General features: G+C 66.3%; 23 protein-coding genes. 10 read left to right on the top strand and 13 right to left on the bottom strand.

From position 1 onward, the window contains the following. Positions 1-17: 17 nt before the first annotated feature. Positions 18-389 carry a hypothetical protein gene (locus tag NV2_RS27310; RefSeq protein ID WP_067880633.1) on the bottom strand — a complete coding sequence of 124 codons (372 nt, stop codon included), beginning with the start codon at positions 387-389 and terminating at the stop codon, positions 18-20. A 59-nt stretch (positions 390-448) separates the two neighbouring features. On the opposite strand from NV2_RS27310, the gene NV2_RS27305 reads away from it, so the two are divergent. Further along, complete coding sequence (locus NV2_RS27305; protein ID WP_245662800.1) at positions 449-982, top strand: helix-turn-helix domain-containing protein; 534 nt, start codon at positions 449-451, stop codon at positions 980-982. Positions 983-1,139: 157 nt separating this feature from the next. Further along, the gene (locus tag NV2_RS27300; RefSeq protein ID WP_067880628.1) at positions 1,140-1,925 is read left to right on the top strand and encodes an SAM-dependent methyltransferase; all 786 of its coding nucleotides are present in this window, start codon (positions 1,140-1,142) and stop codon (positions 1,923-1,925) included. Positions 1,926-1,928: 3 nt separating this feature from the next. On the opposite strand, the gene NV2_RS27295 is transcribed toward NV2_RS27300, so the two are convergent. After that, a complete protein-coding gene (locus NV2_RS27295; RefSeq protein ID WP_067880625.1) occupies positions 1,929-2,945 on the bottom strand; it encodes a hypothetical protein in 1,017 nt (338 codons plus the stop codon). A 238-nt stretch (positions 2,946-3,183) separates the two neighbouring features. On the opposite strand from NV2_RS27295, the gene NV2_RS27290 reads away from it, so the two are divergent. After that, a complete protein-coding gene (locus NV2_RS27290) occupies positions 3,184-4,203 on the top strand; it encodes an alpha/beta hydrolase (protein ID WP_067880622.1) in 1,020 nt (339 codons plus the stop codon). A gap of 104 nt (positions 4,204-4,307) precedes the next feature. Here the strand turns inward: NV2_RS27290 and NV2_RS27285 are convergent, their stop codons facing one another. Then, positions 4,308-5,240: an aminoglycoside phosphotransferase family protein gene (locus NV2_RS27285; protein WP_067880619.1), complete on the bottom strand. Its 933-nt coding sequence runs from the start codon at positions 5,238-5,240 to the stop codon at positions 4,308-4,310. A 201-nt stretch (positions 5,241-5,441) separates the two neighbouring features. Between NV2_RS27285 and NV2_RS27280 the strand changes: the two genes are divergently transcribed. Then, the gene (locus NV2_RS27280) at positions 5,442-5,849 is read left to right on the top strand and encodes a hypothetical protein (RefSeq protein ID WP_067880616.1); all 408 of its coding nucleotides are present in this window, start codon (positions 5,442-5,444) and stop codon (positions 5,847-5,849) included. A 69-nt stretch (positions 5,850-5,918) separates the two neighbouring features. Here NV2_RS27280 and NV2_RS27275 read toward each other — a convergent pair whose 3' ends face one another. Continuing rightward, a complete protein-coding gene (locus NV2_RS27275; RefSeq protein WP_067880613.1) occupies positions 5,919-6,284 on the bottom strand; it encodes a VOC family protein in 366 nt (121 codons plus the stop codon). A gap of 92 nt (positions 6,285-6,376) precedes the next feature. Here NV2_RS27275 and NV2_RS27270 point away from each other — a divergent pair, with 92 nt between their 5' ends. Next, complete coding sequence (locus NV2_RS27270) at positions 6,377-7,321, top strand: helix-turn-helix transcriptional regulator (RefSeq protein WP_067880609.1); 945 nt, start codon at positions 6,377-6,379, stop codon at positions 7,319-7,321. Between the two features lie 42 nt (positions 7,322-7,363). Here the strand turns inward: NV2_RS27270 and NV2_RS27265 are convergent, their stop codons facing one another. After that, a complete protein-coding gene (locus tag NV2_RS27265) occupies positions 7,364-8,017 on the bottom strand; it encodes a Uma2 family endonuclease (protein WP_067880607.1) in 654 nt (217 codons plus the stop codon). Positions 8,018-8,815: 798 nt separating this feature from the next. Here NV2_RS27265 and NV2_RS27255 point away from each other — a divergent pair. Next, positions 8,816-9,700, top strand: coding sequence for a helix-turn-helix domain-containing protein (locus NV2_RS27255; protein WP_067880601.1), 885 nt, complete (start codon positions 8,816-8,818; stop codon positions 9,698-9,700). Continuing rightward, entirely contained in the window at positions 9,697-9,918 is a 222-nt protein-coding gene (locus NV2_RS31140) for a DUF397 domain-containing protein (protein ID WP_084475563.1), read from the top strand. Before NV2_RS27255 ends, NV2_RS31140 begins: the two co-directional genes overlap by 4 nt. 47 nt (positions 9,919-9,965) lie before the next feature. On the opposite strand, the gene NV2_RS27250 is transcribed toward NV2_RS31140, so the two are convergent. From NV2_RS27250 to NV2_RS27235, 4 genes are all read right to left on the bottom strand, one after another. Continuing rightward, positions 9,966-11,516: an FAD-dependent monooxygenase gene (locus NV2_RS27250; RefSeq protein WP_067880598.1), complete on the bottom strand. Its 1,551-nt coding sequence runs from the start codon at positions 11,514-11,516 to the stop codon at positions 9,966-9,968. Positions 11,517-11,682: 166 nt separating this feature from the next. Beyond that, positions 11,683-12,678, bottom strand: a complete 996-nt coding sequence (locus NV2_RS27245; protein ID WP_067880595.1) for a pirin family protein — start codon at positions 12,676-12,678, stop codon at positions 11,683-11,685. After that, positions 12,675-13,148, bottom strand: coding sequence for a carboxymuconolactone decarboxylase family protein (locus tag NV2_RS27240; protein WP_067880593.1), 474 nt, complete (start codon positions 13,146-13,148; stop codon positions 12,675-12,677). The genes NV2_RS27245 and NV2_RS27240 overlap by 4 nt, the downstream gene beginning before the upstream one ends. After that, positions 13,149-13,538, bottom strand: a complete 390-nt coding sequence (locus NV2_RS27235; protein ID WP_067880590.1) for a GNAT family N-acetyltransferase — start codon at positions 13,536-13,538, stop codon at positions 13,149-13,151. It lies immediately after the preceding gene. 97 nt (positions 13,539-13,635) lie between these two features. Between NV2_RS27235 and NV2_RS27230 the strand changes: the two genes are divergently transcribed. The 3 genes from NV2_RS27230 to NV2_RS27220 are packed head-to-tail and all read left to right on the top strand — an operon-like array spanning position 13,636 to position 16,330. Then, positions 13,636-14,022 carry a hypothetical protein gene (locus NV2_RS27230; protein WP_157103119.1) on the top strand — a complete coding sequence of 129 codons (387 nt, stop codon included), beginning with the start codon at positions 13,636-13,638 and terminating at the stop codon, positions 14,020-14,022. Further along, complete coding sequence (locus NV2_RS27225) at positions 14,019-14,429, top strand: hypothetical protein (protein ID WP_067880584.1); 411 nt, start codon at positions 14,019-14,021, stop codon at positions 14,427-14,429. The genes NV2_RS27230 and NV2_RS27225 overlap by 4 nt, the downstream gene beginning before the upstream one ends. After that, positions 14,426-16,330, top strand: coding sequence for a phage tail tape measure protein (locus NV2_RS27220; protein ID WP_067880581.1), 1,905 nt, complete (start codon positions 14,426-14,428; stop codon positions 16,328-16,330). Before NV2_RS27225 ends, NV2_RS27220 begins: the two co-directional genes overlap by 4 nt. A 28-nt stretch (positions 16,331-16,358) precedes the next feature. Here the strand turns inward: NV2_RS27220 and NV2_RS27215 are convergent, their stop codons facing one another. From NV2_RS27215 to NV2_RS27200, 4 genes are read right to left on the bottom strand one after another with little or no spacing between them, the layout of a single operon-like run. Beyond that, a complete protein-coding gene (locus tag NV2_RS27215) occupies positions 16,359-17,804 on the bottom strand; it encodes an MFS transporter (protein WP_245662798.1) in 1,446 nt (481 codons plus the stop codon). Beyond that, positions 17,801-18,520, bottom strand: a complete 720-nt coding sequence (locus NV2_RS27210) for an immunoglobulin domain-containing protein (RefSeq protein ID WP_245662797.1) — start codon at positions 18,518-18,520, stop codon at positions 17,801-17,803. Before NV2_RS27210 ends, NV2_RS27215 begins: the two co-directional genes overlap by 4 nt. A gap of 15 nt (positions 18,521-18,535) precedes the next feature. After that, on the bottom strand, positions 18,536-19,942 hold the full coding sequence (locus tag NV2_RS27205; RefSeq protein WP_067880578.1) for a condensation domain-containing protein: 1,407 nt from the start codon (positions 19,940-19,942) through the stop codon (positions 18,536-18,538). Between the two features lie 5 nt (positions 19,943-19,947). Further along, positions 19,948-26,385, bottom strand: coding sequence for a type I polyketide synthase (locus NV2_RS27200; protein WP_067880574.1), 6,438 nt, complete (start codon positions 26,383-26,385; stop codon positions 19,948-19,950). Positions 26,386-26,628: the final 243 nt, after the last annotated feature.

The following is a 26,628-nucleotide window of genomic DNA, read 5'->3' as shown; positions in this document are numbered from 1 at the left end:
AGTGGAGGTAACCGCGATCAACCTACCGGCTGGAGGGATTCGACGAGCCGGTCGACTTCGGGGGTGCTGATCAGGATGATGTTGTACCCCAACTGCTCCGAAGTCTGCTTGTCGACGATCAGCCGGAGCGCCGGGACCGAACGGCGAACGCTCACGAAAAGCTTGTTGGAGGTCCCGATCCCCCACCGCCCGATCTTCAGCACGCCGGTGACGACCACTCCGGCGCGCCCACCCGGCGTCGCCGAATACTGGGTGGGCCGATCGACCCGCTCCGCCGTCAGCAGCGATTCGACGGGTATGGCCAGTCGTTTGCGCTGACCAGCGAAGATACTCTCCCACCAGCGCAGCTCCACTTGTACCGTGCCCTGATCGACATAGACTTCAGCCACTTGCCCTCCTGGAAATTAGAATAATCCCGATACATGCATTATTACCAAAGTTGGGAGTAATGGCAATGGCTCCGCCTCGCCCCTCGCTGGCCGAACTACTGCATCAACCGGTGCGGTGGCGCATCGTGCAGGCGCTGATCGGCCGCAACCTCACCACCAGTGAGCTCGCCGAGCGGCTGCCCGACGTCGCAGCAACCACCCTGTACCGCCATGTCGGAGTACTGGTGAAGGCCGGCGTCCTGGAGGTCGTCGCGCAGCGTCGGATCCGCGGAACCGTCGAACGCACGTACGCGCTCGGCTCCGCCGCCAGTGACGACGGCAGCGACGGAATCGATCATGATCAACTCCGCACGATATTCACGGTGTTCGTCGCCGGACTGGCCGGCGATCTGGACCGCTACCTCGCCCGCGACGAGATCGCACCGGAGCACGACGGCATCGCCCTGCGGCAATCGGCACTGTGGCTCTCCGATGCGGAGTTCGGCGAATTCATCAACGAATTGGGGCAGTTGCTGAGCCGTTTCGCCGCGAACGAGCCGAACGAGGAACGAATCCGCCGCATCGTATCGACCGTACTGATGCCCGACGGCTGAGCGGAAGATTCCACCCCGTGATCGGTTGCCGGGCAACAAGATCACCAACCGCTCGGCAACCGGGCAGCAGATCTCGTCGCGACCCCCGAGCATCGCTTTCACACCCCGCACAGCCTGCGACAACTGCTACTCTGGCCGGAATCGAGGGAGGTGTGGTGTGGAGCGACCGGCACCGAAAGGTGTCGATCCGGCCAAGCCCAACGCGGCGCGGATCTACAACTATCTATTGGGTGGTAAGGACAACTACGAAGCCGACCGCGTCGTGGCGAAACGTATGCTGTCCATCGCACTGGACAATCGGACGGTCGCCTGGTTCAGTCGCGAATTCCTCACCGGCTCCGCGAAATTGGCCGCCGAGGCCGGAATTCGGCAGTTCGTCGACATCGGTTCGGGGATTCCGACCTCACCCAGCGTCCACGAGGCGATCACCGCGGTCGATCCCGACATGCGGCTCGCGGCCATCGATTACGATCCGGTCGTCTTCGCCCACACCAACGCGATGTACAACGGCGTTCCCGGGGTCACCACGATGCTGGGCGATTTCCGCGATCCGGACGACATCATCGCCCGGCTGCCCGCGGAAGCGGGAATCGACCTGTCACAACCCGTCGCGATCCTGCTGGTCGGTGTCCTGCATTTCATCCTGGAACACGAATGTCCGGCCGCGGTGATGGCCCGCTTCCACGAGGTGATGGCGCCCGGCAGCTATGTGGCGTTCACGCACGGCGCCACCGAGAGCGACGAGACCTGGGTGACTCAGACCGTCACCGACACCGTGGGGAGTACGGCGCAGTTCGTGTTCCGCTCCCGGGCCGATGTGGCGGCGATATTCACCGGCTTCGACTTGCTGGACCCCGGTATCGCGCCGATTCAGCACTGGCTCGGCGACGACCTTCCGGAGACCCGGATGGTTGTCACCGGCGGTATCGGCCGCAAACTCTGATCCTCACTCCGTCGCGGCGAGGGCGGCCGAGCGCGCGATGAGCATCTCGGCCGTCGAACGGTCGTAACGACCCAGGCCACAGGCCGTCGCGACGCCGTCGACCGGGCGCCCCAGCGCCGTCTCGATCAGGTGCAGCGTCCGGACCTGCTGATCCCGCGACGGCTCCTCGTGCACGAAGCCTGCGTGAAACGCGGTCCGCTCCCCCAGAGCCAGATCCGCAAGGGGCGCATAGAAATCGGGGCGGTCCGAGGGCATGATCTCACCAGCCGACAGCGGGGCGTGCAGATACTCCAATGTCCGGCCCGTCGGCCAGTGCCGGACAACGGCATTCGCCAGATCCACCAGCGGCCGTACGTCCCGCAGCACCGCACGCGCCTTGTTACGTTTTCCGCCGAGACACAGGTGCACCCCGAAGCGGGTTCCCTCCGGAGCACGTGCCGCGAGCGCACCGATCCCCCGGCTCAACCCGATCGCCGCGTCCACCGTGCGATGCAGCGGCCGCGTCCTGGCGGTGAGCACCAACTCGGCAGGGGCTTCCAGTTGCACGACGACATCGTCTCCGGCGACCGCTCGCACGCCCGCGAGTTCAGCGGCGGTCGCGTCGGCGAATACCGGAGGGCGCGTGATCGCCCCACGCACACCCAACGCGACGAATGCCAGGGTGAGCGGGGTCGGCATCCCGATCTGCAGGGTGGGGCCGGTGGAATCACGCAGCCGGGCGATGATCGGCAAGGCTTCCGAAGTTTCCCGCGCATATCCGAGAGTTACCGGCTCGCTATTTCTTTCGCTGCCTTTTCGAAGTCGATGCACGGTCCGGTCCGCACGTAATCGACGAACCTCCAGCACATGTTGCGCTACCAAATCGTCGATGATGGGTTCGATATAGGTGCGATGGCGCCGCGTTTCTCCGGTCGGCAGCGTATGCAACAACGGGCCTGCCTCGCGCATCATCGCCCGCATCGCGTCCTCGGTGCTGTTGGCCGGGAAACTACCTACTAAATGCACCGCTCGCTCGGCCATGCCAGGGATCGTAATGGACACCGGGGCGGTATTCCGCCGGAGGACGGCACGGAATTCTCGAATGCGAGACCAAAAATACTGTTGTGCAGGATATTACGCCGACATCACACCGGGGACAGATATCGACGAATTTGTTGCACGTGGACGCCTCGGGCGATAACGTGCGCCATTACAGCTCGACCGAGGCCGCCGGTCCGGTGGTCCTCAGCTCCGGTATACAGCACAGGAAGCGTTTCACATGCGGGTCTCGTTGTGGGCACGGGTCATCTTCGCCGCGATCATGTTGTGCGGCTTCGCCACCGGTGTAGCCACCGCCGACACCGAACCGGCCGCGGCCTGCCGATCCTTCCCGTTCGCGGTGCCGCAGGGCGAATTGTCGGCGACCCTGTGCACACCGACCGGCGGCGCGCAGACCGTGATGGTGCTGATGTCGGGGTCCAACTTCAATGGCAGCTATTGGGATTTCTCCTACCAGCCGGAAACCTACAACTTCCGGCGCGCGATGAACGCGGCCGGCTATGCGACGCTCGTGGTGGACCGGCTCGGCAACGGCAACAGCACACATCCCCCGAGCACATCCCTGTCGGCAACCGCCACCGCGCAGCATCTGCACGACCTCGTGCAGGCCGCCAAACACGGAATCGACGGGGCCGCACCGTTCGACAAGGTGGTCACGGTCGGGCATTCACTGACCTCCGGCACCTCTATCATGGAAGCCACCCAATACCATGATGTCGACGGCCTGCTGCTGACAGGCTATTCGCATGCGGTGAACATTCCCGAAACGCTCAGCGTCATCGCCACCTATCACCCCGCGGTGGACGAGCCCGCATTCTCCGGGCGCGGACTGGATCCCGGATATCTGGTCAGCAAACCCGGCACCCGCATGCACAACTTCTACGATCCGGGAAATGTGGATCCGGAGGTGCTCGCGCTGGACGAGAAGCAGAAAGAGGTCTTCTCACTCACCGAATACCCGGACGGCATGATGTCCACGCTGCCCGGCATGTCCAACTTCCTCACCGCTCCCGTGATGATCGCCGTCGGCAGCCGCGACCGGATGCTGTGCGGAATCGACTACGCGGCCTGCGCGAATTCGGCCACACTCCACGCCGAGGAAGCACCGTTCTTCGCCCCCGAGGCGAAACTGCGCACCTTCGTGCTGCCCGGGAGCGGGCACGCGGTGAATCTTGCGCGCAATACAGCGGACTACCAGGCGGAAGTAGTGGATTGGATGGATACCACCATCGGGAAGTGAAGCGGGGACGCTGCCCAGGCCACTGCGCCGTCCCGACTTGCCACGGCGGAATACGGTGCAGGCCTGCAGTACCACCCGGGAGGCAGTACGGTTGCCGATGGCGATCAGCGGGAACGAAAGCTACCTTTCCGCAGGCCGCAGCCACGTTCATCACCGAGAACGCGATCTAGTGCTGCGCGGCCGACCGGTCCCCATGCCGGCTTGCCTCCTGGGATGCCCTGGTCTCCGTTCTGCCCCATCAGCATGAGGAACAGGCTCTTCATGGCCGCCAACCCGCGGGCACGCCGGATCGTGGCCTCGTCCACCTGTGGGTATACGTCGAAGAAGCGTGGCGCGGCGCCGGCGGGAAGGAGGACCCATGCGGCGGCGAGGTCCCATGCCGGGTCACCGGCGAACATGTCACCGAAATCGACTATGCCAGAGAGCGTCCCGTCCGCGACGACAACATTCGCGGGGTGAAGGTCGCCGTGCACCCACAGTGGCGGTCCCTGCCACTCGGGCGCCGCTACGGCATCGTCCCAGACCGCACGGACCTCGTCGGCGAGAGCGTCGGGTACGACGGCGTGGAAGAAATGATCGAATCCGTCCGTGCACTTGCTCGGGTGATCACGATCCCTACTGGCCGGCGCGTCCTCGGGCGCCGGCATGTGGAGAGCCTCGAGGAAGCCCGCCAAAGTGTCCGCCGCATGGGTGCCACGGCTGATCGTGCTCTGGTCCAGCGGCGTGCCGTGGACCCACGTCATCACGGTCCAGTGTTTGGGGAACCGCTCGGACGGTTCGCCGCACCGCACCGGGGTCGGCACCGGCAGCGGCAGATTCGGAGCCAATACGGGTAACCAATGCCGTTCCTTCAGCTGCGGCTCCGGAGTGGAATCCATCCGCTGCATCCGCACCACCAACTCGTCTCCGAGGCGCCACATCTGATTGCCCCAGCCACCCTCCACCTCGCGGATCGCCAGGCCGGCTAGATCCGGGTGCTGCTCTTGCAGCACGTCACGGACGAGCTCTGCGCTGATCTCGGGCTCGTGGGCGGGCATGACGCCACAGTACAAGGCGGCCCTCTACCACGAGCTGCTGCGGGCCCCGGGTTCGACAGAGCGAATTCCTGTTCGGTGTTCGGTACCGATCGAACACCGAACAGCCGCACCGCGCCCTCACGTTCCTTCCACTGGGAAATTACTTCGCTGCGCTTACGATCCCGGGAATTGTTTTGCAGCACAGCGAAAGAGAGAAAACAGGTGTCCACCCCCGAGAGAACTACCCGCCGGCGGTCGATCGTAGTCGCGGCGGTAACCGGCCTCGCCGCCGTCGCGGTATCGACGACCATCGGCGCGGGTGCCGCTCAGGCGCGGCCCCGCGAAGCGTCCTGCACCCCGGTTCCGGTCGACAGCCGTGTCGATATCACCTGCACGAATACCGATGTGGGTCCGGCATCAGCTGGAGTGATGGTCGTGTGCAGCGACCTGCGCGTGCTGACTCGGGAGGAACGGATACGTCCCGAAGCGACGATCGAACTGAGCCTGGACTGCGGTCCCGCTGCGCACCCGGTCTCGTGGAACGCCAACGCCAAATCCGATCATGAACGCGACCGCGAACGTGACGCCGACATCGACCGCGAACGCAGGTCCGCGCACAATCAACTCTGAGGTATCGACCGCCTCGAGGTCGCCCGGTATGGACGGGGAGATCACGACCTCGTCCATACCTCCCGCGTCTCAGTCCACTGGGGCGACTCGAATGAGATTGCCGTCGAGGTCGGCGACCACGAAGGTGCGGCCGAATACTGCGTCGTGGGGCTCCTTGACCACCTCGACGCCCTTGTCGACCCAGGTGCGGAAGTGGTTGTCGATCTCCTCGCGCCCGCCCGGCAGGGTCAGGCAGAGTTCGCTCGTGCGCGGGCCGGTGAAGGAGAATCCCTCCTCGGCGCCGCTCCAGACGGCGAGTTGGATGCCACCACCGAGGTCGAAGGCGATGAAGTGCGGAGACTCGAAGACGGGCTTCATGTCGAACAGATCGCCGTAGAAGCGAGCGGCCGCGGCCGCGTCGCGCACGTACACGATGAACATGTTCGGAGTGGTCATGGGGTGTTCTCCTCTTGCCGTCGTTGTGAACAACAAGAGCTTCGCGGCCATACCTGACAGAATCCGGCAGGTTTTCGGAAGAATCTTTCGGCATGACGCCCGATCGCTTCTTCTCGCTGTTGATCGCCCTGCAGTCCCGAGACACCGTCACCACCACCGATCTGGCCGCGGAGCTGGGCATTTCGGTGCGAACAGTGTTCCGGGACGTGCAATGGCTGCAGGACGCCGGGTTTCCGTTGCTGGTTCGGCGCGGGCGCTCGGGTGGGGTGACTCTGTTGCCCGGCGGCGCACTTGACCTGGCGCGGCTCACCCCGGCCGAGCGCGACCATCTCGCATTGTCAGGGCTAGACGATGCGCAGCGCGACCAACTCGGCGGCGGGGCCGACAGCCGGCGAGCCCGGAGCAAAGTGGCGCCGGGGCGGCAGCGCCCGGAAAACCTGCTTCCGGTGCACGCGGTGGTCACCACCGACAATCGGCCGTGGTTCGGGCCTCCCACTGCGGGAATCGGTCCCGCGGAGCTGCTGGGTGACCTGCGACGCGGCGTCCGCCTGCGAGTCAACTACCGCCGATCGAACGAGGCCGGGCCGAGCTGGCAGATCGTCGATCCGTACGGCCTTCTCGCCAAAGGGGGCCGCTGGTATCTCGTGGCCGACCGCTCGGCCGCACCACGCCTGTATGCACTGGAACGGATCGCCGGCTGGCGCCCGTTACGCACGCCGCGACGGCTGCGGCCCGGGACCACTCTGCATGCCGTCGCGGCGGAATTATCCTCGGGCTGGGAAACTGCGGGATCCTTCCAGGTCGAGGGCGATCTCACCGCGGGCCAGCTGGAACGCGCGAAACGGCTCCTCGGAACACGATTGACCGTCCTGTCGCCGCAAGCGGACGGCCGGGTACGTATCGGTGTGACTTGTCGAGTGCTCGAGGATGTACGGCAACTCCTGCAGTTCGCCGACGATTTCATCGTGCTCGAGCCGCCGCAGGCTCGAGCACGGATCCGCGAGCTGGCAGCGGCCATGCTGCGGCAGTACCAGTGATGTGTTCGGGATCGCCTGCGGCGGAACGGTGGGATAGCCCGATCAGTACTCGAGGTCGGACCAGTCGATGGTGATGGGGAACGGGAATCCGATCCGGACCCCTTCTTCGCCGGATGGCGTCCATTCACCCGCCAACAGGTAGTTGGCCGGGTGCAGCGGCCGTACCCCCTGCGGAAGCTGAGCGTGCCCGGTTTCCAATGCATAGGCGCGGACTATCGCTATCGCACTGGTATCGCGTGCCAACGTCACCTCCCAGTACCAAGGAATCCCCGAGCCCGCGTAGCGGCTCTTCTTCGCCTCCATGTCCGACTGAGTATTGGACGGAGAGAGCACTTCGCCGACAAGTAGCGTGTCGGTCGCCCGCACATCCTGATACGGAGATTCCAGGCATCGGTGGACCAGGAAGTCGGGCGTCAGGAAGTCAGACTTTCCGGCCTTGCCGAGGAAGACGTTGGTCTCGATATTGACCCGCCAGCAGGTCTCGGGGTCATCCGACATCGATGTGCGCGCGCAACTCTCGATCGCGTTGCGCATCCGGACAGTGAACATCTGATGTTCGGCCGGGCTGGGTGGCTCCCACATCACGCGCTCGGCCCAGAGTTCGATCCGGTCCGCAACCTCGTCCGGTAGCCGCTCGAGTTCTTCCCAGGTCAAGCGCTCGGGAAGGTCGGGCTTCTCGATGCGCGACGAGGGCATGCCAGCCATGGTATGCCGCGCCGACGTGGCCTGGACCCACACGACCGCCGGTCATGAGGGCCACCAGATCGCCACGGCAATCACCGCCAGCGGCAGCCCGACCGCGACAATCAATCCGACCACCACGCCGGCGCTCACCGCACCATTCCCGACGATGCCCACCGCGCGAAACTCAGACGCGGAGAGACGGTCTCGACATCGGCCACTTCCATCACGGCGTTCAACTCGAGTGCGCTCAGATGGGCCGGGGCCGACAGTATTACCAAGTCTGCGGCAGCATTGCGCGCCTGCACCGCGACCGGAAGTACCGAGCGCTCACACGGCCAGACGAGGTGGTACCCGAGATGCCGGGCCAGGCGGCGTATCTGGGCTCTGTCCCACTCGGGAGCGGCGGCAATCTCATAGGCGATCCACCCCAAAGCGATTGAGCAAGTCATGGTTTCGCCACCCGGTCGGCACAAGCGGTAGTCACCGCCCTCATCGAGTAGTAGCGACGCGCGGCCGGGATACCGACGACTGCCATCTGATCCATCGCAACCTTCCTTCCTTCGGTGGGGCCGGGACATCCGGCGGGCTCGACAGCTTCAGCGACCGACACTGCGGCGCCGCACGGTGATTCGTGGCACGTACGACGCCAAGCGGACGTAGAAGGAGAGCAGACCGCATGCACGACAGATCGAAAACCATTTCTGGGTTTCTCACGCTGATCTCAGCAAACCGCCTGCCCGGAACCCACAGCGGTGAGATAGTTCGTAGCAGGTCGACCGCAATCCATCCGCCGAGAACGGAGAGCTCCCCATGTCAGAGTCCGGTAGCACCGTGCCGCGTCGCCAACTCGGCCGATACCTGCGCGACCTACGGACTCAAGTTGGAATGACCATCCCGGAGGTCGCCAAGCTCGTCGAACGCAGTTCGAGCACCGTCCAGAGATATGAGGTAGGCGATTTTCCCGCCAAGATCCGTACCGTCGAGATCCGCGAGATGTGCCTCGCGCTCGGCGCCGACGAAACCATGACATCGGCGCTCATGGGCTTGGCGCAGCAAGCCAATGTCCCGAACTGGTGGCACGAGTACGGCGATCTCATCCCGAACGACTTCAACGTGTACATGGGGTTGGAAGCCGCCACCGAGCGGATGACATCCTACTCGCCGGATGCGGTCCTCGGTATCCTCCAGTGCCCCGAGTATGCACGCGTGTTGGCTCACAGCGTTCACCCGGACAGCACACCGGAGGAACTGGATCAACTCATCCACCTCAAGAAGCGCCGTCAAACGCTGATCACCCGCAAACGTCGGCCGGTGACGCTGAACGCAGTACTGGGTGAAGCGACGTTACGGCGCATCGTGGGCAACAAGCGGGTCATGAATCGCCAACTCAAACATTTGGCGGACCTCAGCACCCTGCCGAACGTGACACTGCACGTTCTCCCCTTCGCTGCCGGCATCCCGTCCGGAGATCCACTCGGCCTCTTCACCGTCCTGGATTTCGGCGCGCGCACCAAGGGCCAGCCGATCGAGCCGTCCGTCGTGTACATGGAGAACCTCACCGGCGACATGTACCTGCAAAAACAAGGCGACGTAGATCGGTACCATGAGGCACATCTCGCACTTCAGCGCGCAGCGTTGGACGAGAAGGCCAGCAGGGACCTGATCCGTCAGGTGACAAGGGAGCACGCAGCGTGACCGGCAACAACGAGATCGACCTATCGACCGCGAAGTGGTTTACCAGCACTCGTACATCCGGTGGTAAGGATTGCGTCGAAGTGGCGTTTCTGCCCGGAGGCCATGTCGGGGTTAGGGATTCGAAGGATCGCACCGGGCCGGCGCTCGTTTTTGCGCCCGGCGAATGGGACTCCTTCACGAGCGTCATCAGCAAGAGCGGCTTCCCGCCTCCGGCCTGAGCCGACGAGACGGTCGACTGGAGTTCGACCCGGTGGCGATTTCGCGGTCAGCTGCGGGCGGCGCGGAACCAGCGCTGTAGTGCTGCATGGAGCGCCTGCCGGTCCGCAGCATCCGGGTGAGGTGAGGTGGTTGCCCAGGCGACGTAGCAGTCCGGGCGTAGGAGTAGTGCGGTGGGCGCACCGGGTTGCGGACGTGCGGTGACGATATCGATCTGCCCATCCCACTCGGTCAGTGATTCCGGCAGACCTGGATCGCCGGTCAGGTCCAGCAACAGCGGCCGTGCGGTTCTGGTCAGCTCGGCGAGCCGGACGGTCCCGGCCGCAGTGACCAGTTCCATGTCTGGAGCGAATCGGCCGATCAGTGGGTGCGCGTCGGATCCGCCCATGTCGTAACGGATGTCGCTGCCTGCGGTGAGGGCTGCGAGGCGGTGCACCGTGTTCTGGTCACGTAGTAGTTCGGTGAACAGGTCGCGTAGGGCGGTGACATCGCTGCCCGGGGCGATCAGCGCGGATTGCGCTTGGGCGTAGGTGACCATGCGGGAGGCGGCTTGCCGGCGTTCGGTCTCGTAGCTGTCCAGCAGCGCGGCCGGGGCGCTGCCGCGGAGGTCGGTCGCGAGTTTCCAGCCGAGGTTGGCGGCATCCTGGAGGCCGAGGTTGAGTCCCGGACCGCCTCCTGCGGTGTAGATGTGGGCGGCGTCGCCGATCAGGAACACGCGGCGGTCTCGTAATCGGTCGGCGATTCGAGTGTGGCCGCCGCTGAGCCGGCGCAGCACGTGCGGCCCCGCGCCGGCGGGTGGGCCGAGTGGGATGTCGACGCCGAGTACGCGGCGCACGCTCGCCGCGAGTTCGTCGAGGCTCATGGGCGCGTCGGTCGCGGGCTGATCCCATTCGATCGTGCTGAGCAGCGGCGGAAGACCGGGGAACGGCGCGTAGGAGAATCCGCCGTGGTCGGTGCGCAGTGGCAGGAACGACTGGACGGTCCCATAGCCGGGCACGGTCAGCGCACCGGTCGCCGGGTCCATCCAGTCGGACGGGACGGTGACGTGTGCTGCCCGGCTGGTCGCGCGGTCGTAGGTGACACCGGGGAAACCGATTCCGGACAGTTTGCGGGTCGCGCTGTGCGCGCCGTCGGCGCCGACGAGGTAGCGGGCCGACAGCTGGTAATTTCCTTGTGGGCCTGCGACATCCACGGTGACCGTATCGTCGTCCTGCGTCAGGTCGACCACCTCGTGTCCGCGCCGGATCTGTGCGCCGAGTTCCACCGCACGCTCTTCGAGGACCTTGGTGATGTGGTGTTGCGGGACGGGCAGACCGTAGATCGGGCTCTCGTCGAGCAGGCTCAGGTCCAGGGCCATCGCGGCGAACATGAAGTAGGTGGAATTCGGTTGCGGCGGTTCCGTACTGCCGCTCAGCTGCCCGTAGAGGCCCCGCCGGTCGACCAGTTGCACGACCTGGCCGAGTAACCCATTGGCTTTCGGTTCCTCATTCGGTGCGGCCTGCCGTTCCAGCACAACGGCACGAACTCCGGCCAGGCTCAGCTCGCACGCCAGCATCAGCCCGTTCGGGCCACCTCCGCTGATCACAACATCGACGGTCATCTGCGTCTTCCTTCTGTCGTCCGCAGGGTGGTCCGCCGCGGTAATACCGCCGAGGCCACTCGAGAGGACGTTAGACTAGAAGATTAACTTGCGTGCACGCAAATTTGCGTGCACGCAGAATACGCGTCGGCACGGTCCGTGGGTCGGTCGACGCTTCCTTGTAGAGCTACTCGCGCGGCCTCAACCTGGAGTTCGGGAGCGGTGGAGCCGGGAGTGGTGGGGGCTGGTCGGGTGGGTAGTCGCCGAACAGGGCGGGTTTGCCGGCGTCTGCCGGGTCGGCGGGCTCGAAGCCGAGTTCGGCCTGGTAGCGGCGTCGGTATTCGACGATCTCGTCGTGATCGCGGCCGACGAAGTTCCACCACATCACGATTCGTTCCCGCAGTGGGATACCGCCCAGCAGGATGATGCGGGTTTCGGTGTCGCCTGCGGTGATGATCACCGTATCGGATCCGGGTGGGATGTAGGCGAGGGATCGGTGCGCTACGGCGGTCGAATTCACTGTGACGCCGCCATTTTCGGCGAGGACGGCGTGTTCGAAGTCGGTCCGCACGGTGAGTTCGGCGGTGGCGCCGGGCGCGAGAGTCAGTTCGGCACCGAGCAGGTCGGGGGTTCGTGTATCGACCGGGGAGACCGATCCGAGGAGTTCGCCGAGGAACACACGTGCGGTGACGCCGGGGATCGTCACCGGTTCGGGCACATAGTGCGCGAAAGCGTTGTCGCTGAAGCGTGTCTCGTCGGGCAGCGCGTACCAGAGCTGCACGCCGTGCAGGGTGCTGGTGTCGAGGTCGCTGATCTCCTGATGAGTGATGCCGCGGCCCGCGATCATCAGGTTCAGCTCCCCCGGAACGACCGAGGCCGCGTTGCCGCCGGAGTCCAGATGATCGATGCGGCCGGAGAACAGCCAGGATACGGTCGCGAGCCCGGTGTGCGGATGCCGCGGCACCTGCATGCCGCCGGTCAGTGAGATGTCGTCCGGACCGTAGTGATCCAGGAAGCACCACGCGCCCACCAGTGACCGCCGGCGTTGCGGCAGGGTCCGGTAGACGGTCATCGTCCGCACGCCACCGAGGGGCACGGGGCGCGACTCCAGGACCTCCGTGGCCGTGCACGGCTGCCCGGGATCGAGAACCTTCAGATCGGGATGCGGGTCGAGGTCGGTCATCGAATGATCCTTCCTTCGTTGTCGCGAGGGCGCACCGTGTGCCGGCTGAGGATCGAGATCCGGTTGAACGCGTTGATGGTGACCGCCACCCACTCGGCCGCGACGAATGCGTCGTCGCCGAGCACCGATCGGGCACCCACCAGATCGGCATCGGATTCGTCGGTGGTCGGGAGCATGGTGGCGGCTTCGGCCACCGCGAGCACCGCCCGCTCCCGTTCGTCGAACAAGCCGGTCTCACGCCAGGCCGGCAGCAAGTCCAGCTTCTGCTGCGTGATCCCGGCACGTCTCGCCGAGCGCGAGTGCAGATCCACACAGAACGCGCACGCGTTGAGTTGCGAGGCACGCAACTTGACGAACTCGGATTCCTGGACCGACAACCCGCGCAGCAACGCCGCCCGACGGATCGCCGCCGCGAACTCTTCCGCCGCCTGCCACGCCTCGGGAATCACCTTGTCCAACGCCGGACGCATCTATGCCTCGTTTCGGACCGCGCGCTGAACGAGGTCGATATCGGCCGGCACCGGTCGGCGAAACACACCACCGTCGGCGGCGAATTCCTCGCCGTGCGTCTGCAGATGGCGAGCGAACAGCGGGCACACCGGCACCACGGTGAGTTTCTCGCGAATGCAGTCGGCGAGCGCCTCGCGCACCAGCAACCCGGCCAGCCCACGTCCACCGAACTCCTGAGCTACCTCGGTGTGGAAGAAGATCCGCTCCGCCGCTGCGGGCCGATCGACGAAATCGGCCCGGCCGGCCTGCGCCCCCTCGGCGAGACTCACAGTATAGGAGCTGACCGGATCGGCGATATGACGCTCGACGGTCACGGACGCACCGGTGTTGTCGATCAACCCCTCAGCCATCTGAGTGTCCTTTCACGAGTGGATACCCCGGTCGGCGGTACCGGCAGAAGCGATTCCCACACCAGGGAAGTTGTACCTGGATAATTATGATCTGCGGGTGGGCGATTTCGATTTAGGGAACGGCAGAAGCCTGCCACTCTTTCTCGACCCGGACTCCTTCGACCCGGCGGTCGCCGGGGTTGTCATGACCTACGACGACCTGAACAGCCTGTCGAGCAATATGAAGAACACCGGTATCGACTACTCCGATCTCGGTGACAGCACCGTTGTATCGGCGTGCACGGACTTCCACCGCGCTTGGGTGGCCGAGACCGAGCTCACCGCCAAAGCGGTCGGAATCATCGTGGAGTTACTGCCACGGGTCAAGCGCGCATATCAGGAAGTCGACCAGGACAGCGGCGGGAGCATCGACAGTAGTATCGCCGAGATGCCCGCACAGGTTCCTCCGATCGCCGGACCTTCGGACCTGTCCCCTAGGCCATGACCGGTGACCGTCGTGTCGACGCGACGCTGCGCACCCTGGATGTCGCGTCGGCATTGACCGCCGCGATGTCGAGTTCCCCCGGTACTCGGGCTGTTTCGCTCGCCGAAGCGGCGGTGGCCGGCGCACTGCAACTGGAGGATCTTCGGGTGGGCCCGAATCCGGTCGATTTCCTCGCGGCCTGCGTGCGCGCCATGGGGCTGCCCGATGCGCGGTTACTACCCGAACCACTGGTAGGCGCGCACTCCACAGCGATCGTCCACACCTGGATGACCGCGGCGTGCCCCTCCCCGGAGCCCGATGTCGCGCGCGACGAGGCGTTCGCACGATGGTTGGAGACGGTGGCCTCCGTGTTGCGGTCGCGGCGCACGCTCGTCCGCAGGGCCCGGACACCGTGGAGCCACGCATGATCAGCAAGACCTGGCAACGCGTCGGCGCCGGACTGCTCGGCGGAGCCATCTCGCTGGCCCCCGTTCCCGGCGCGGCGCTCGTCGGTGGCGCGGTCAGCGGCGCTCTCACCGGGTTGATCGATGGTCAGACCGGAACGGGCCTTCTGGTCGACGCCGGGGTGGGGGCTGTCACGGGAGGCCTGTTCGCGAAGGCGGCCGGCGGACTGGCCGGCTCACTGAAAGGGCTGGCGGGCAAGCTACCGGTCGTCGGCAAAGGCATCGCGCCACTCGCCGCCCGACTTCCCGCAGGTGTCGGCACGACGGTGAGCAAGCTGGTCCAGGCGGGCGGGGTCGGTTTGTCGGCCACGGGCTACGCGTTTGCCTACGACGGCTTTTCCGGGATCCCATCGGAACTCGCGCTGGCCGGGAGCAGCGAGCGGCTGAAGGCGCTGGAGCTGGCGTTGATATCGATGCAGTGGGGCCTGAACCGGGATCATCTGCGAAAGGCGATCGACATCGCGCTCGAGGTTCCGGCGTTACCCGGATCGACGAAAGCCGTCGACATTCAGGCCAAGACCTTCGCCGCGTCGGCCTCGGTGTACGAACGCGCGCACGACGATCTCGAGAAGGTGGCAAAAGACAAGCTTCCGCACTCCTGGCGTGGTCATGCCGGTGAGACAGCGGCGGAGGCAGTCTCGACATTCGGCGGCGCCGCCCGGCACGCGCACGGCGCGTTCACCACGGCCGGCAAGGCACTGAGCACCTGGTCGAACGCCCTGGCCAAGACACAACGGCAAGACAACACCGCGATGGCCGGACTCACCGAGGCGCGTACTCGACTCGGCCAGGAGACCGACGACAAGGTTCGCGAGCACGCCATCGACGGCTGCCGGGCCCGGATTGCTGCGACCAAGTCCTATGAGACGGCGGCAACAACGTGCGCGTCATTGCTCGATGCGGCCGCCCAGAGAGCACGGGCCCGCATGGTCGAAGCACCCGGCATCAGCCCGGTCGATGCCGCAACCCTCGCCTACACAGGTCAAGCCGGCGCAGCATCCAACCCCTCCGACGATATCCTCACTCCGACAGCTCTGGCCCGCGCATCGCAGCGGCTCTCGGCAATGTCATCCGACGATCGGTCCAGGTTCGAAAAGCTGGTGAGCGACGCCGAATCGCCGCAGGAAGCGGCCTACCTCTGGGAGGCGTTGGCGGCGGGATACTCATTGTCCGACATCACCGCGTTCGACAAACAGATCCACGACCACGGGAACAATCGCTACTGGCTCTGGAAACACCTCCATGTCGACGACGTCGCCGACAACCGCAGGGTGCGCGACGGAAGGCACGGTCTCGGCTACACTCCCGATCAGGTGGCCGAGGCCGTCACTTACACCCAGGACAGGGAGAACTGCACGTCGGCGTCCACGGTCGTCGCTCGGCTGGACGCCGATCCCGTGCTGATGCTCGGTGTCACCACAGGCACCGGGCCGGCGGCGGTGAGCGGCGCGAAAGCAGGCGACGACAGCCCGAAAGCGTTCCGGGATCGACTGGTTCGGGTATTCAACGACAACTTCGACCCCGACCTCACCCCACACCCGCGGGGCAACCAGAAGATGGTGAACGACCTCCTGAACCCCGTCACCGGCAGCAACTACCACATGTCCAAGCTGTCCAGCGAAGAGACGCGGGCGGCGGCCCTGCCGCAGATCGAGGCCGCGGTGGCAGCGGGCAAACCCGTCCCGATCGGACTCGAACCGAAGGGAAGCGGTGACGGTCATCAGGTGGTCGTGGTCGCTACCCGACCGGGCGAACTGCAAATCTACAACCCCTGGGGTTTCACCCAATGGGTGACCACCGAGCAGTTCGTCAAATCCGAGATGCCCGATATCCCGCGCCCGAAGGACGTCATCCTCCCCGATTGAGAATCACGGTCGTCCCACGCGGAACGATCTACTCCCCCCTTGTCGTTCGTGGCATGGCCAGTGTCAGCGTGCCCAGGGCGAAGGAGACTGCTGCCAGCGCGAGCATCATCGTGATGGCGCCGCTGAGGGTGTGAGAGCGGAAGAACAGGGTGGTGAGGACCGCCAAACCCAGGGCGTTGCCGATCTGCTCGATGGTCGGGACGACGCCCGAGGTTTCCGACATGTGGTCGGCGCTCAGGCCGGACAGCATGATCGGCTGGATCTGGACTGCGAAGATGCCGACCCCGAACCCTGCCGCGAAGACCGGAGGGCCGGCGAGGAGGGCGTTCACCTCGCCCGAGGTCAGGTAGAGATAGATCCCGCCTGCGGCCATGCAGCCGCCGTAGAGGGTGATGCCGGCGGCCAGTACCAGAGTTCCCCACCGGCGCACCAGAAAGAGGGAGCCGATCGCTCCGGCGCCGGCGCCCAGGGCGAACAGGGTCATCACCACGGCGGTGTGCCACGGGGTGTAGCCGAGTACGTCCTGCATGGTGATCGATGCGGCGAACACGAATGCGGTGAACAGGCCGAAGAAGACGCAAATCAGGATCGAGCCGATACGGAAACCTTTGTCGGAGAACAGGGCCGAGCGCATCAAAGGGTCGGCGCCGCGCTTCTCACGGCGGATCTGATGGACGACGAACACTGCCGCCACCGCTACTCCGGCAAGTCCGAGGGTGGCGGAGCGGACCTGCCAACCGTGTTGCTGGACCAGCGCGAGGGCGTAGACGATCAGGAGCAGCCCGACTCCCGACAATGCCGCGCCGCCGAGGTCGAGGCGGTCCGGAGACGGTGGGCGGCCCATCCGCAGGTAACGCCACGCCAACGCGAAGGCGACCACCCCGATCGGCAGGTTGATCAGGAAGACCGAACGCCAGCCCCAGCCGCCGAGGTCGAGGGTCAACAACGCCCCGCCGACGATCGGACCGAGCATGCCCGCAAACCCGGCGACGCCGCCGTACATGGCGAAAACCAAGGAGTGGCGTTCACGAGGAAAGCTCGCGATGAGAATCGCGATGGTTTGCGCCGCCATTCCCGCGCCGGCGCCCCCTTGAACGATGCGCGCGATCACCAGTTCCGTAGCGCCGGTGGATAATCCGCACCATACCGAGGCTGCTGTGAAGACCACCACCGATGCCAGGAACATGATCCGCCGCCCGGCCATCGAGCCGAGGCGGGCAGCGGTGAGCAGGGCGCAGGCGAAGGCCAGCGAGTACCCCGAGATCACCATCAGCTCGGCGGACCTCGAGGCCGCCAGGTCCGCGGTCAGTTTCGGCAGCGCGGTGTTGACGATCGTCACGTCGATCATCTGCATGAACACCGCAATCAGGCAGCCGGCGAAGGCGAGCCAGGCAGCCAGTTCGGTGCGGGCACCACCTGCTGCCCGCTCACCGTCCCGGGCCCGATCGCCGACAGCCGTATCGCGCCCCGTCACCCGGCCAGCTCCAGCACACCACGCGCCGCGGACAACGACAGCTCGGTCGGGAAGCTCATTCGCACCAGCCGGTGCGGCGCCGCCAGCTCGAAGTGCAAGACGAACGGCGGCAGCAACCCACCGATTATCTTGTCCAGCAGCGTATTCACCTGACCGAAGCCCGGCCGCAACCGGACCTGCCGGCATTCGATGTCGCCGGCACCGACCGTCACGGTCGTGGTCTTCTCGGCGCGCGCGATCAGTGGCCAGTGCACCGAGAACGCGAGCCAGGTGTCGATCGTCTGCGCGGCCCCCTCCGTGAAATCCAGTCCGCGCAGCAGGGTCAGTCCTCCGACGATGGGCATGATGGCGGGCGGGAACGGTGCGGGTGCACCGCCGAGCGGGAGGTGTACGGTGTCGACGAAATGCGCCTCTTCGCGCGACACCACCACACCACGTGAGCGGGTCTCGGCCCGGTAGTCCTCCGCGCGCAGGAATCCGTCGATCCGGCCGAAGCGCTGGTCGATGGTGAGTTGCACCTCGTCGTCGCCGCTGGATGCCTCGAGCAGTGCCCGGTAGCCGCCGTCCTCGTGGGTGAGGACGGAGGATATCTCGAATCCCGAACTCCGGCCGTCGGTGGTGACCGTGTACCGGCACTTCTCGCCGTCGGGAATATCCGGGTCCCGGAAGCGAACCTCACCTGAATCCACCGAATCCACCGAATCCTCTGACACCACGAAACCTCCTGATCTTCAGTTCGATTCGGCGCCGCGGCCGATGATGGTCGCGAATACCGAGCTCATCGCCGCGAGGTAGCGCTCCACCGACTCGTGGGCGACCGCGGTGTCCGGATAGATGACGCTCAGTGTCGTCCCGGTGGGGAATCGGTTCACCCAGATCAGCGCCTCCTCGGAGGCGGCGCGGTTGGCGTATACACCCGCGGTGACCTCGTCGAAGAATTCGTTGCCGAGGAAGTCGCGGGCGTCGATGAACGAGATCATCGGTGTCACCCAGCCGGGTTCGGCCTTGATCTCGGAATCGGGCGGCAGCAGTTCGAGTACCCGGTGGAACGAGGTGGGGGCCAGGCGGAGCCCGTTCTCGTAGGCATGTTGCGCCAGTTTCAGAATGCGGGCGACGGGAGTGGCCGGACCGAGCGGGAAGGCCACCGGTACCAGCGTCACGTACCAGCCGACCGAATTACCTTCCGCCGCAGAGGTCCTGGTACTCACCGGGGTCATGCCGAAGTAGTAGTCGGTATCGGTGAGCGCACGTTCGGCCAGCGCCGCGGCCGCGAATACTCCGCCGACGAATTCGGCGTCCGCGGCGCGGCAGATCTCCTCGAAGGCCGATGCCTGGTCCTCGTCCAGCAGCTGCACCGTGCGGTGGGCGCTGCGGTGGTAGCCGTCGGAGCGCTTGCCGAGGTCCAGGGGGAACGACGGCAACCGGTTGTCGTTGCCGCGCAACAGCTGCAGCCACTTCTGCACGCCGGGTGAGGACAGCGTGTGTGTATCGCTGTAGGCGCGTTCGGTCACGCAGTAGTCGAGGTAGCTCGCGGTCGGTGGGAGGGGTTCGGCCTCGCCGCCGAGTTCGGCGAGATACAGCTGCGCGAAATCCGAGGCCGACAGGTACTGCCCCAAACCGTCGGTGTGCAGGTGGTCGACGGCGAGATAGACCGTGGTCGCGTCGCCGTGTTCGATGGCACCGAAGGTGAAGCAATCCCAGTGGAACGGGTCGGGAGTGGTCTTCTCGACGTGCCGGCGGATCCCGGCCGGATCGTCGATCCAGCCGTAATCCACCGGGACGAAGTCGATCACCTCCTCGGGCACCAGATGCCGGCGCACCGCACCGCCGGCGTCGATGTCGAACCAGGTCCGAAAGGTGTCGTGGCGCAACAGAAAGGTGTTGATGATGCGTGTCATCACCTCCCGGTCCAGATCGCCGGTGGGGATCTGTGCGGTGGCCAGGCACAGGCCGGAGAACCGGAAGTCGGCGGCGGCATGCCGATCCGCCTGGCGCAGATACTGTTCCTGTTGCAGGGACGGGGGCGCCGGGTGCACCGGCGCGGTCCGGGCCCGCGCCACCGACTCCGGTGACGCGACCCAGGTGAGCATCCGGCCCGGTGGCGGTGCCCATTCATCGATGAGTCCGAAGTCGACCATGGTTATCAGCTGACCCCCGCCATCTCCGCGACCGCACCGGCCTGCGAACCGTGCGGGCCGTCCGCCGCCGGCACAGCGCCGTTCTCGGAGGGCTCCGCCGCCGCGGACAGTGCCGCCGGGTCCGGCTGCGAACCCGGTTCGTGCGCCAGGATCAGCTCGGCCACCTTCGGGCCCGCCTGTTCCAGGCTGAAGGAGCGGCCCATCTGCAACGACATCAGGTCGATACCCAGCGACTTGGTCACCCGGGCCCCGAGTTCGACCGCCATCAGCGAATCCAGCCCCAGTTCGGGCACCGGGACGGTCATATCGATGGTTTCGACGTCCACCCCCATCACCACCGCTAGTTCCCCGGCCATCAGCCGCGCGATATGCGGTCCACGCTTGGTTTCCTCCAACGCGGCCAGTTCCTCGCGCAGTTGCGCCAGCTCCGAGGTGTCCTTGGCGGAGGCGCGGGCCAGTGCGGCGGTGCGACCGGTGCGGGCCAGCTGCGGGAAGGTGCCGGTGAGTTTGCCCCAATCGGTCGGAATGACAGCCACCCGGGAGGCACCCAGGCGCAGGGCCTGTTCCAGGTAGGCGGTGGCGTCGCCCATATCGATCGGCCCGAATCCGACCAGGTCGAGGTATTTCTCGGAGGTCTCGTTCGCGGCCATCCCACCGGCACCGGACAGGTGACCCCAGCCGACGCACAATGCCCGCTCCCCCGCCCGGGCCCAGCGCAGGGCCAGCGATTCGACCGCGATATTGGCCGCACAGTAGCTGTACTGCCCATAGATGCCGTACATGGATCCACCGGACGAGCAGAGCACGAACATGTCGAGGGTGATGCCGGCGTCGGCGACGGCCCGGTGCACGATCTGCGCGCCCAGCACCTTGGGGCGGTAGACCTGTTCGAGCTGACCGAGTTCCATCTTGGCGAGGTTGTTGTCGGCGACCGCACCCGCGGCATGGAATACCCCGCGTAGTGGCTGTTCGGCGCTGTGGGACCTGGCGATCACCCCGGCCACCGCCGCCGGGTCGGTGACATCGACCAGTTCCTCGACGATCTCGACGCCGATGGCCCGCCACGCCTCGAGCTGGCGGCATGCCTCCTCGGTGGTCGCGCCGCGGCGGCCCAGCAACACCAACCGGCGGGCACCGCGCAGAGTCAGCCAGCGGCCGATCGCCAGGCCGAAGCCACCGAAACCGCCGGTGATCAGATACGTTGCCGTATCACTGATCTCGACATCGGGAAGGCCGGGACGCACCGGCGGCTCCGGCGCGTCGATACGCAGCGCGATGCGCGCGGGCCGCGAGGACCGCAAGGTTTCCTCGAATGCCTTGCCGACCTCTGCGGTGTCGAACAGGTGGTACGGCAGCGGACGATAGGTGCCCTCGGTGACCTTCTCGAAGACCCGCTGCAGCAGGGCGGCCAGTCGTTGCGGCTTCACCTTGACCAGGCGGTCCAGGTCCATCGAGAAATACGACAGATTCTTGTCGAAGTTCGACAGCTCCAGCAGGCCACCGGTATAGATATCGGCCTTGCCGACCTCCACGATGCGACCGAATTCAGCTGCGGCATGGAAGTTCTGACGCAGGATCTCGCCGGGTGCGCTGCTGACGATCACATCCGCACCGGCCCCGCCGGTGATCGCGGCGACCTCGTCGACGAAGTTCAGCGACCGCGAATTCACCGCGTAGTCGGCGCCCATCGCCAGCACGTGCTCACGCCGCTCCGGGGTACTGGCGGTGCCGATGATGGTGGCGCCCCGGGCCTTGGCGACCTGAATCGCCGCGGTGCCGACACCACCGGCCGCGCCATGCACCAGCACCGTCTCCCCCGGCTCCAGCCGGGCCAGATCCAGTAGTGCGTATTCGGCGGTGCCGAAGGCGATGATGCTGGTGCAGTGGCCCGGATCGGTGCCCTCCGGCAGTACGACCGCGAGCTGCCGGTCCACCACCGCGAAACGGCGCATCATCCCCTTGGCTGCCACACCAACCAGGTCACCGGGTGCGACACCCGTCACCTCGGCGCCGACGCGCACCACGGTACCGACGCCCTCCATTCCGGGCACGGTGCCGAAATAGGTCGGGGCGAGTTCGCGTTCGCCGAGCAGGCCGATGACCTTCAGTGGATCCTTGTAGTTCAACCCGATGACCTGCATGCGGATCTCGATCTCGCCGGGCCCCGGCTCCGGGCGCGCGCACTGCCGCCACGCGAGCGCCGACAGCATGCGGGTGCGGGGCATATCGAGTTCGAAGTTCGCCTCCGGGTCGGTCAGCGGCTCCGAGGTTTCCAACGCTTCGAGACGCTCGGGCAGCGGCTTGGTGATCACCGTGGCCCAGCGCTTGCCGTCCCGCAGCAGCACCTCGTCGCAGTTGTCGTGCGAGAAGGCGCCCGGTATCGCCAGTTCGGCCACCAGATCGGCGATGGGGGTGGCGGGTTCGGTGTCGACGAGCCGCCAGCGCAGGGCGGTCTGTTCGTTGAGCAGTACCCGGCGCGCGCCGGCCAGCGCCGCCTGGCCGGTGTCGGGGGCGGCGAGACTGTCGGGCAGGGTGAACGCGGATTCGGTGACCAGGGTGCAGTGGGCCAGTCCGTCGCCGAAAACCGTTTGGGGCGTGCTGTTCTCACTCGGCGGTTCGATGAACTCGGCGATCGCCACGGCGATCCGTTTCACCGTCCACAACTCGTCGACATCGTCGCCGAGCGCACCGGCCACCACGCAGACGTGCAGCCGCTCGGTGGGTTCCGCGCGGGCTGCGCGCAGCTGTTCCACCAGTTCGGACTCCAGTTCCGGTCCGGTGGATTCGACCGCGTACAACCGGGACCCGGGCATCGCGGTGACCAGTTCGGCGGCGCGGCCGGTCTCGCCGAGACGAACCACGAGTGTGCTGACCGAACCGGCGTCGGCAAAGGCGGCCGGATCGATCGGATCGCGTTCCTCGATGGTCTCGGTGTAATAGAAATCGGCCATCCGGTGCAGCGGGTCGTCACCGGGCCGCAGGGCACCGATCTGCAGGCCGGACAGGCGGGCGACCAGCTTGTGCTCGGCGTCGAGCAGGTCGACGTCGGCCCGCAGCCGCGCCTGTGGGTCGCGACGGGCCACCACCGTCACCGTGTCGGGAAGTTCCGCGAGCAGACGCACCGCGGACACCCCGACCGGCACCATCACCCCCTCGTCGATGCGTTCGTCGGCGAACAGCATCGCAGCACACTGCATGGCCGCATCCACGACGGCCGGATGCGCGAGATGACCGGACTCGGCGGCGATCTCACCGTCGACACTCGCCACCACCACATCGCGGCCCACCCGCACCGAGGTGACCCGCCGGAACGCGGGCCCGTACTGCAGTCCGGCCGCGGCGAGACCGGAGTAGAACATGGCCGGGTCGACGTCGATGCCGACCTCGATCTCCGGCACCTGCACCGTGGTCTGTTCATGACTGCCGGTGAGGGTGCGCCCGGAGGCGTGCACCGTCCACGCGGTGCCGGTCGCGCTACGGGACCGGATCAGGAAACGGCCACTGGCCTCCTCGATACTCAACGCGACGAGGGGAACGTCCGGGGCACCCATGATCAGCGGGGCGACGAACCGCACCCCTTCCAGCGCCACCTGATCCGAACCGAGGCGCGAGCGGGTGGCGCTCAGGGCGGCATCCAGATATGCGGCACCGGGCATGATCTTGATGCCGTTGACCACGTGATCGGCCAGCCACGGCAGCAGTTCCGTACCGACCTGCAACAGCCATTCCGGACGGCCCTCCACATCGGGGTCGCCGAGCATGGCGTAGCCGCCGGGCGTGCCGAGGCGGGCCTGTTCGAACAGCGGGAGCGCCGAATGCAGGTGGGTGCGTTGCCACGGGTAACGCGGCAGCGGCAGATGCGCAGTGGCGGGACGATCCGGCGGGAACAGCAGGTCGCGGTCGAGTACGCCCGCCGCATGCAGGCCGATCAGGGTGCGGCGGATGCTGTCGGTATCGGGTTGTTCCCGGTCCAAGGTCGGCACCGTGGTGCCGTGGGCATCCGCGCCGAGCAGCGCTTCACGGATATTGCCCGACAGCACCGGATGCGGCCCCACCTCGAGGAAGATCCGGCTGCCCTCGCCGATCAGTGCGGTGATCGCATCGAGGAACCGCACCGGCCGCCGCACATTCGACCACCAGTAGGAGGCGTCCCAGTCGGCCTCCGAGACCCGCATGCCGGTGACGGTCGAATACAGCGGAACCGTCGGCGTGCGCGGCGTGAGATCGGCCAGTACCGACCGCAGTTCGGCTTCGATCGGTGCCATCAGGCGGCTGTGATACGGCACCTCCACCCGCAGCCGGCGGGCGAAAACACCGTCTTCGGTGAGCTTTTCGGCCAGCTCGTCCAGGCGCTCCACATCACCGGACAGGGTGACGGCGCTGGGACTGTTGACCGCGGCGACATCGATGCCCGGGTCGTCGCCGATCAGTTCCAGGGCTTTGTCCTTGGGCAGGCCCACCGCGAGCATGCCGCCCGTTCCCGCGGTGGTGGCCTGCAGGCGGGCGCGATGGTAGGCGACCGTGACGGCGTCGTGCAGTGACAGCATTCCGCTCACGTACGCAGCCGATACCTCACCCACACTGTGTCCGACGATGGCGGCCGGGACGATCCCGTACTGTTCCAGTTCCCGCACCAGTCCGACCTGGACGAGGAAGTTCGCCGGCTGCGCGACCTCGGTGCTGGTGACCCGGGATTCGCCCTCCGGTTTACGCAGCTCCTCGACGATCGACCAGCCGGACAGGGCGCGGAACTCGGCGTCGATGCGGGCGGCGGTCTCGGCGAAGACCCCACCGGCGTCGAGTAGTTCGCGGCCCATGCGCCAGTGTTGCGGGCCCATTCCGGAGAACACGAAGACCGGTTCGGTGGCTCGCGACACGATGGTGCGCGACGCGTCGCGGCCCTCACCCGAGGCATAGGTGCGCAGATCGCGCACCAGCTCTTCGGGGTCGTCGCCGATCAGCACACCCGTGCGGAAGCCGTGGTGCGCCATCCGGGTCCAAGCCGCCTCGGCCAGGTGATTCGGATCGGCGCCGGTGGTGATCAGGTCCGCGAACCGGCCGGCCAGGGCACGGGCTGCGGCAGTGCTACGCGCCGAAATCGGCAGGATGCCGAGATGCCTGCTCGGGGCGGATGCGGGGTGCACCGGCACGCCGGTGTATTCCTGCAGGATGGCGTGGGCGTTGGTGCCGCCGTAGCCGAATCCGTTGACCGCCACCGACATCGGTCCCGACGCGGCGGGCAGCGGTTGCGCTTCGGTTTGAACGTAGAGGCCCAGCTCCTCGAACGGGATGTCGGGGTTCTGTTTCTCCAGCCAGCCCTGCGGTGGCAGAGTGCGATGCTTGATCGCCATCGCCGCCTTGATCACGCTGGCGATACCGGCGGCGGCTTCGGTGTGGCCGATGGTGGCCTTCACCGACCCGACACCGACCGGATCGGTGCGACCGGCCGGCGCACCGAAAACCTTGCCGAGCGCGCGCAATTCGACCGGGTCACCGACCAGGGTGCCGGTGCCGTGCGCCTCCAGGTAGGTGATCGACTCCGGCGCCAGGCCCGAGCGTGCACAGACCGTGCGCGCCAGCGACTCCTGCGAATCGACATTGGGCACCGTGATGGCGGTGGTGCGCCCGTCCTGATTCGAGCCGGTGGCCTTGACCACGGCGTAGATCCGGTCACCGTCGCGCACCGCGTCGTCGAGTTTCTTCAACGCGACCATGCCGGCGCCCTCGCCGCGGCCGTACCCGTCGGCGGAGGCGTCGAAGGATTTGCAGCGGCCGTCGGTGGCCAGGAAGCCGCCCTTGCACATCAGCACGAAGGTTTCCGGCTGCAGCATCACGTTCACGCCGCCCGCCAGCGCCACCGTGCAATCGCCGTTCTGCACCGCCTGGCAGGCCAGATGGAAGGCCACCAGCGACGACGAACAGGCGGTGTCGACGGTGATCGCAGGCCCGACGAGGTTGAGCGCATACGCGATCCGGTTCGACAGCATGGTGTAGGAGGCACTGGCCGGGGTGTGCATATCGGTGTGGAACAGGGCCGGGCCCACCACACCGATCACCGACTGGTCGACCACGAATCCGCCGACGTACACCCCGACCGAACCGCCGGCCGCACTCCCGGCCATACCGGCGTCGTCGAGGGCCTCCCAGGTCACCTCGAGCATGAGGCGCTGCTGCGGATCCAGCACCGTCGCCTCGCGCGGGGAGATACCGAAGAAGTCGGGATCGAACTGCCAGGGATCGGCGGTCATGAACGCGCCGCGTTTGGTGTAGCTGCGGCCCGGGGTGCGAGGTTCGGGATCGTAGTAGCGGCGGTAGTCCCACCGGTCGGCCGGCATGTCGACCACGCCGTCTCGTTTGTCGATCACGAAGTCCCAGAAACTGTCCGGTGAATCGATGCCACCGGCGAATCGACAACCGATACCCACAATTGCAATATCCGACACGAATGTCCTCCGGTTTTGCGTACAACGGCCCCGGACCGGGTCGGTGGCCGTGTCCTCGGTGCGGTCGCGTGAATCGACCGATGGCCGACACGGTATTGATCGTGGACATCGCATGAGCGGATTCTTCGGACTTCTGTGGAGGGCGACCAAAAGCGAAACCTCGGATTGTGAAGCTGCCCAGCGCATTACGAGTACGCGTCGCGCGGTGTCCGGTTCCGACATCTCACAACAGCGGGACTGCGA

The organism is Nocardia vermiculata NBRC 100427 (assembly GCF_001613265.1).
In the GTDB taxonomy this organism is placed as follows: domain Bacteria; phylum Actinomycetota; class Actinomycetes; order Mycobacteriales; family Mycobacteriaceae; genus Nocardia; species Nocardia vermiculata.
This window is presented reverse-complemented; position numbering and strand designations above follow the sequence as displayed.

Excerpts from the sequence above, each read along its gene's own strand:
- NV2_RS27305 (WP_245662800.1), top strand. The coding sequence starts at position 449 with ATGGCAATGGCTCCGCCTCGCCCCTCGCTGGCCGAACTACTGCATCAA.
- NV2_RS27295 (WP_067880625.1), bottom strand. The coding sequence starts at position 2,945 with ATGGCCGAGCGAGCGGTGCATTTAGTAGGTAGTTTCCCGGCCAACAGC.
- NV2_RS27290 (WP_067880622.1), top strand. The coding sequence starts at position 3,184 with ATGCGGGTCTCGTTGTGGGCACGGGTCATCTTCGCCGCGATCATGTTG.
- NV2_RS27285 (WP_067880619.1), bottom strand. The coding sequence starts at position 5,240 with ATGCCCGCCCACGAGCCCGAGATCAGCGCAGAGCTCGTCCGTGACGTG.
- NV2_RS27275 (WP_067880613.1), bottom strand. The coding sequence starts at position 6,284 with ATGACCACTCCGAACATGTTCATCGTGTACGTGCGCGACGCGGCCGCG.
- NV2_RS27270 (WP_067880609.1), top strand. The coding sequence starts at position 6,377 with ATGACGCCCGATCGCTTCTTCTCGCTGTTGATCGCCCTGCAGTCCCGA.
- NV2_RS27265 (WP_067880607.1), bottom strand. The coding sequence starts at position 8,017 with ATGCCCTCGTCGCGCATCGAGAAGCCCGACCTTCCCGAGCGCTTGACC.
- NV2_RS27255 (WP_067880601.1), top strand. The coding sequence starts at position 8,816 with ATGTCAGAGTCCGGTAGCACCGTGCCGCGTCGCCAACTCGGCCGATAC.
- NV2_RS27250 (WP_067880598.1), bottom strand. The coding sequence starts at position 11,516 with ATGACCGTCGATGTTGTGATCAGCGGAGGTGGCCCGAACGGGCTGATG.
- NV2_RS27245 (WP_067880595.1), bottom strand. The coding sequence starts at position 12,678 with ATGACCGACCTCGACCCGCATCCCGATCTGAAGGTTCTCGATCCCGGG.
- NV2_RS27240 (WP_067880593.1), bottom strand. The coding sequence starts at position 13,148 with ATGCGTCCGGCGTTGGACAAGGTGATTCCCGAGGCGTGGCAGGCGGCG.
- NV2_RS27235 (WP_067880590.1), bottom strand. The coding sequence starts at position 13,538 with ATGGCTGAGGGGTTGATCGACAACACCGGTGCGTCCGTGACCGTCGAG.
- NV2_RS27225 (WP_067880584.1), top strand. The coding sequence starts at position 14,019 with ATGACCGGTGACCGTCGTGTCGACGCGACGCTGCGCACCCTGGATGTC.
- NV2_RS27220 (WP_067880581.1), top strand. The coding sequence starts at position 14,426 with ATGATCAGCAAGACCTGGCAACGCGTCGGCGCCGGACTGCTCGGCGGA.
- NV2_RS27205 (WP_067880578.1), bottom strand. The coding sequence starts at position 19,942 with ATGGTCGACTTCGGACTCATCGATGAATGGGCACCGCCACCGGGCCGG.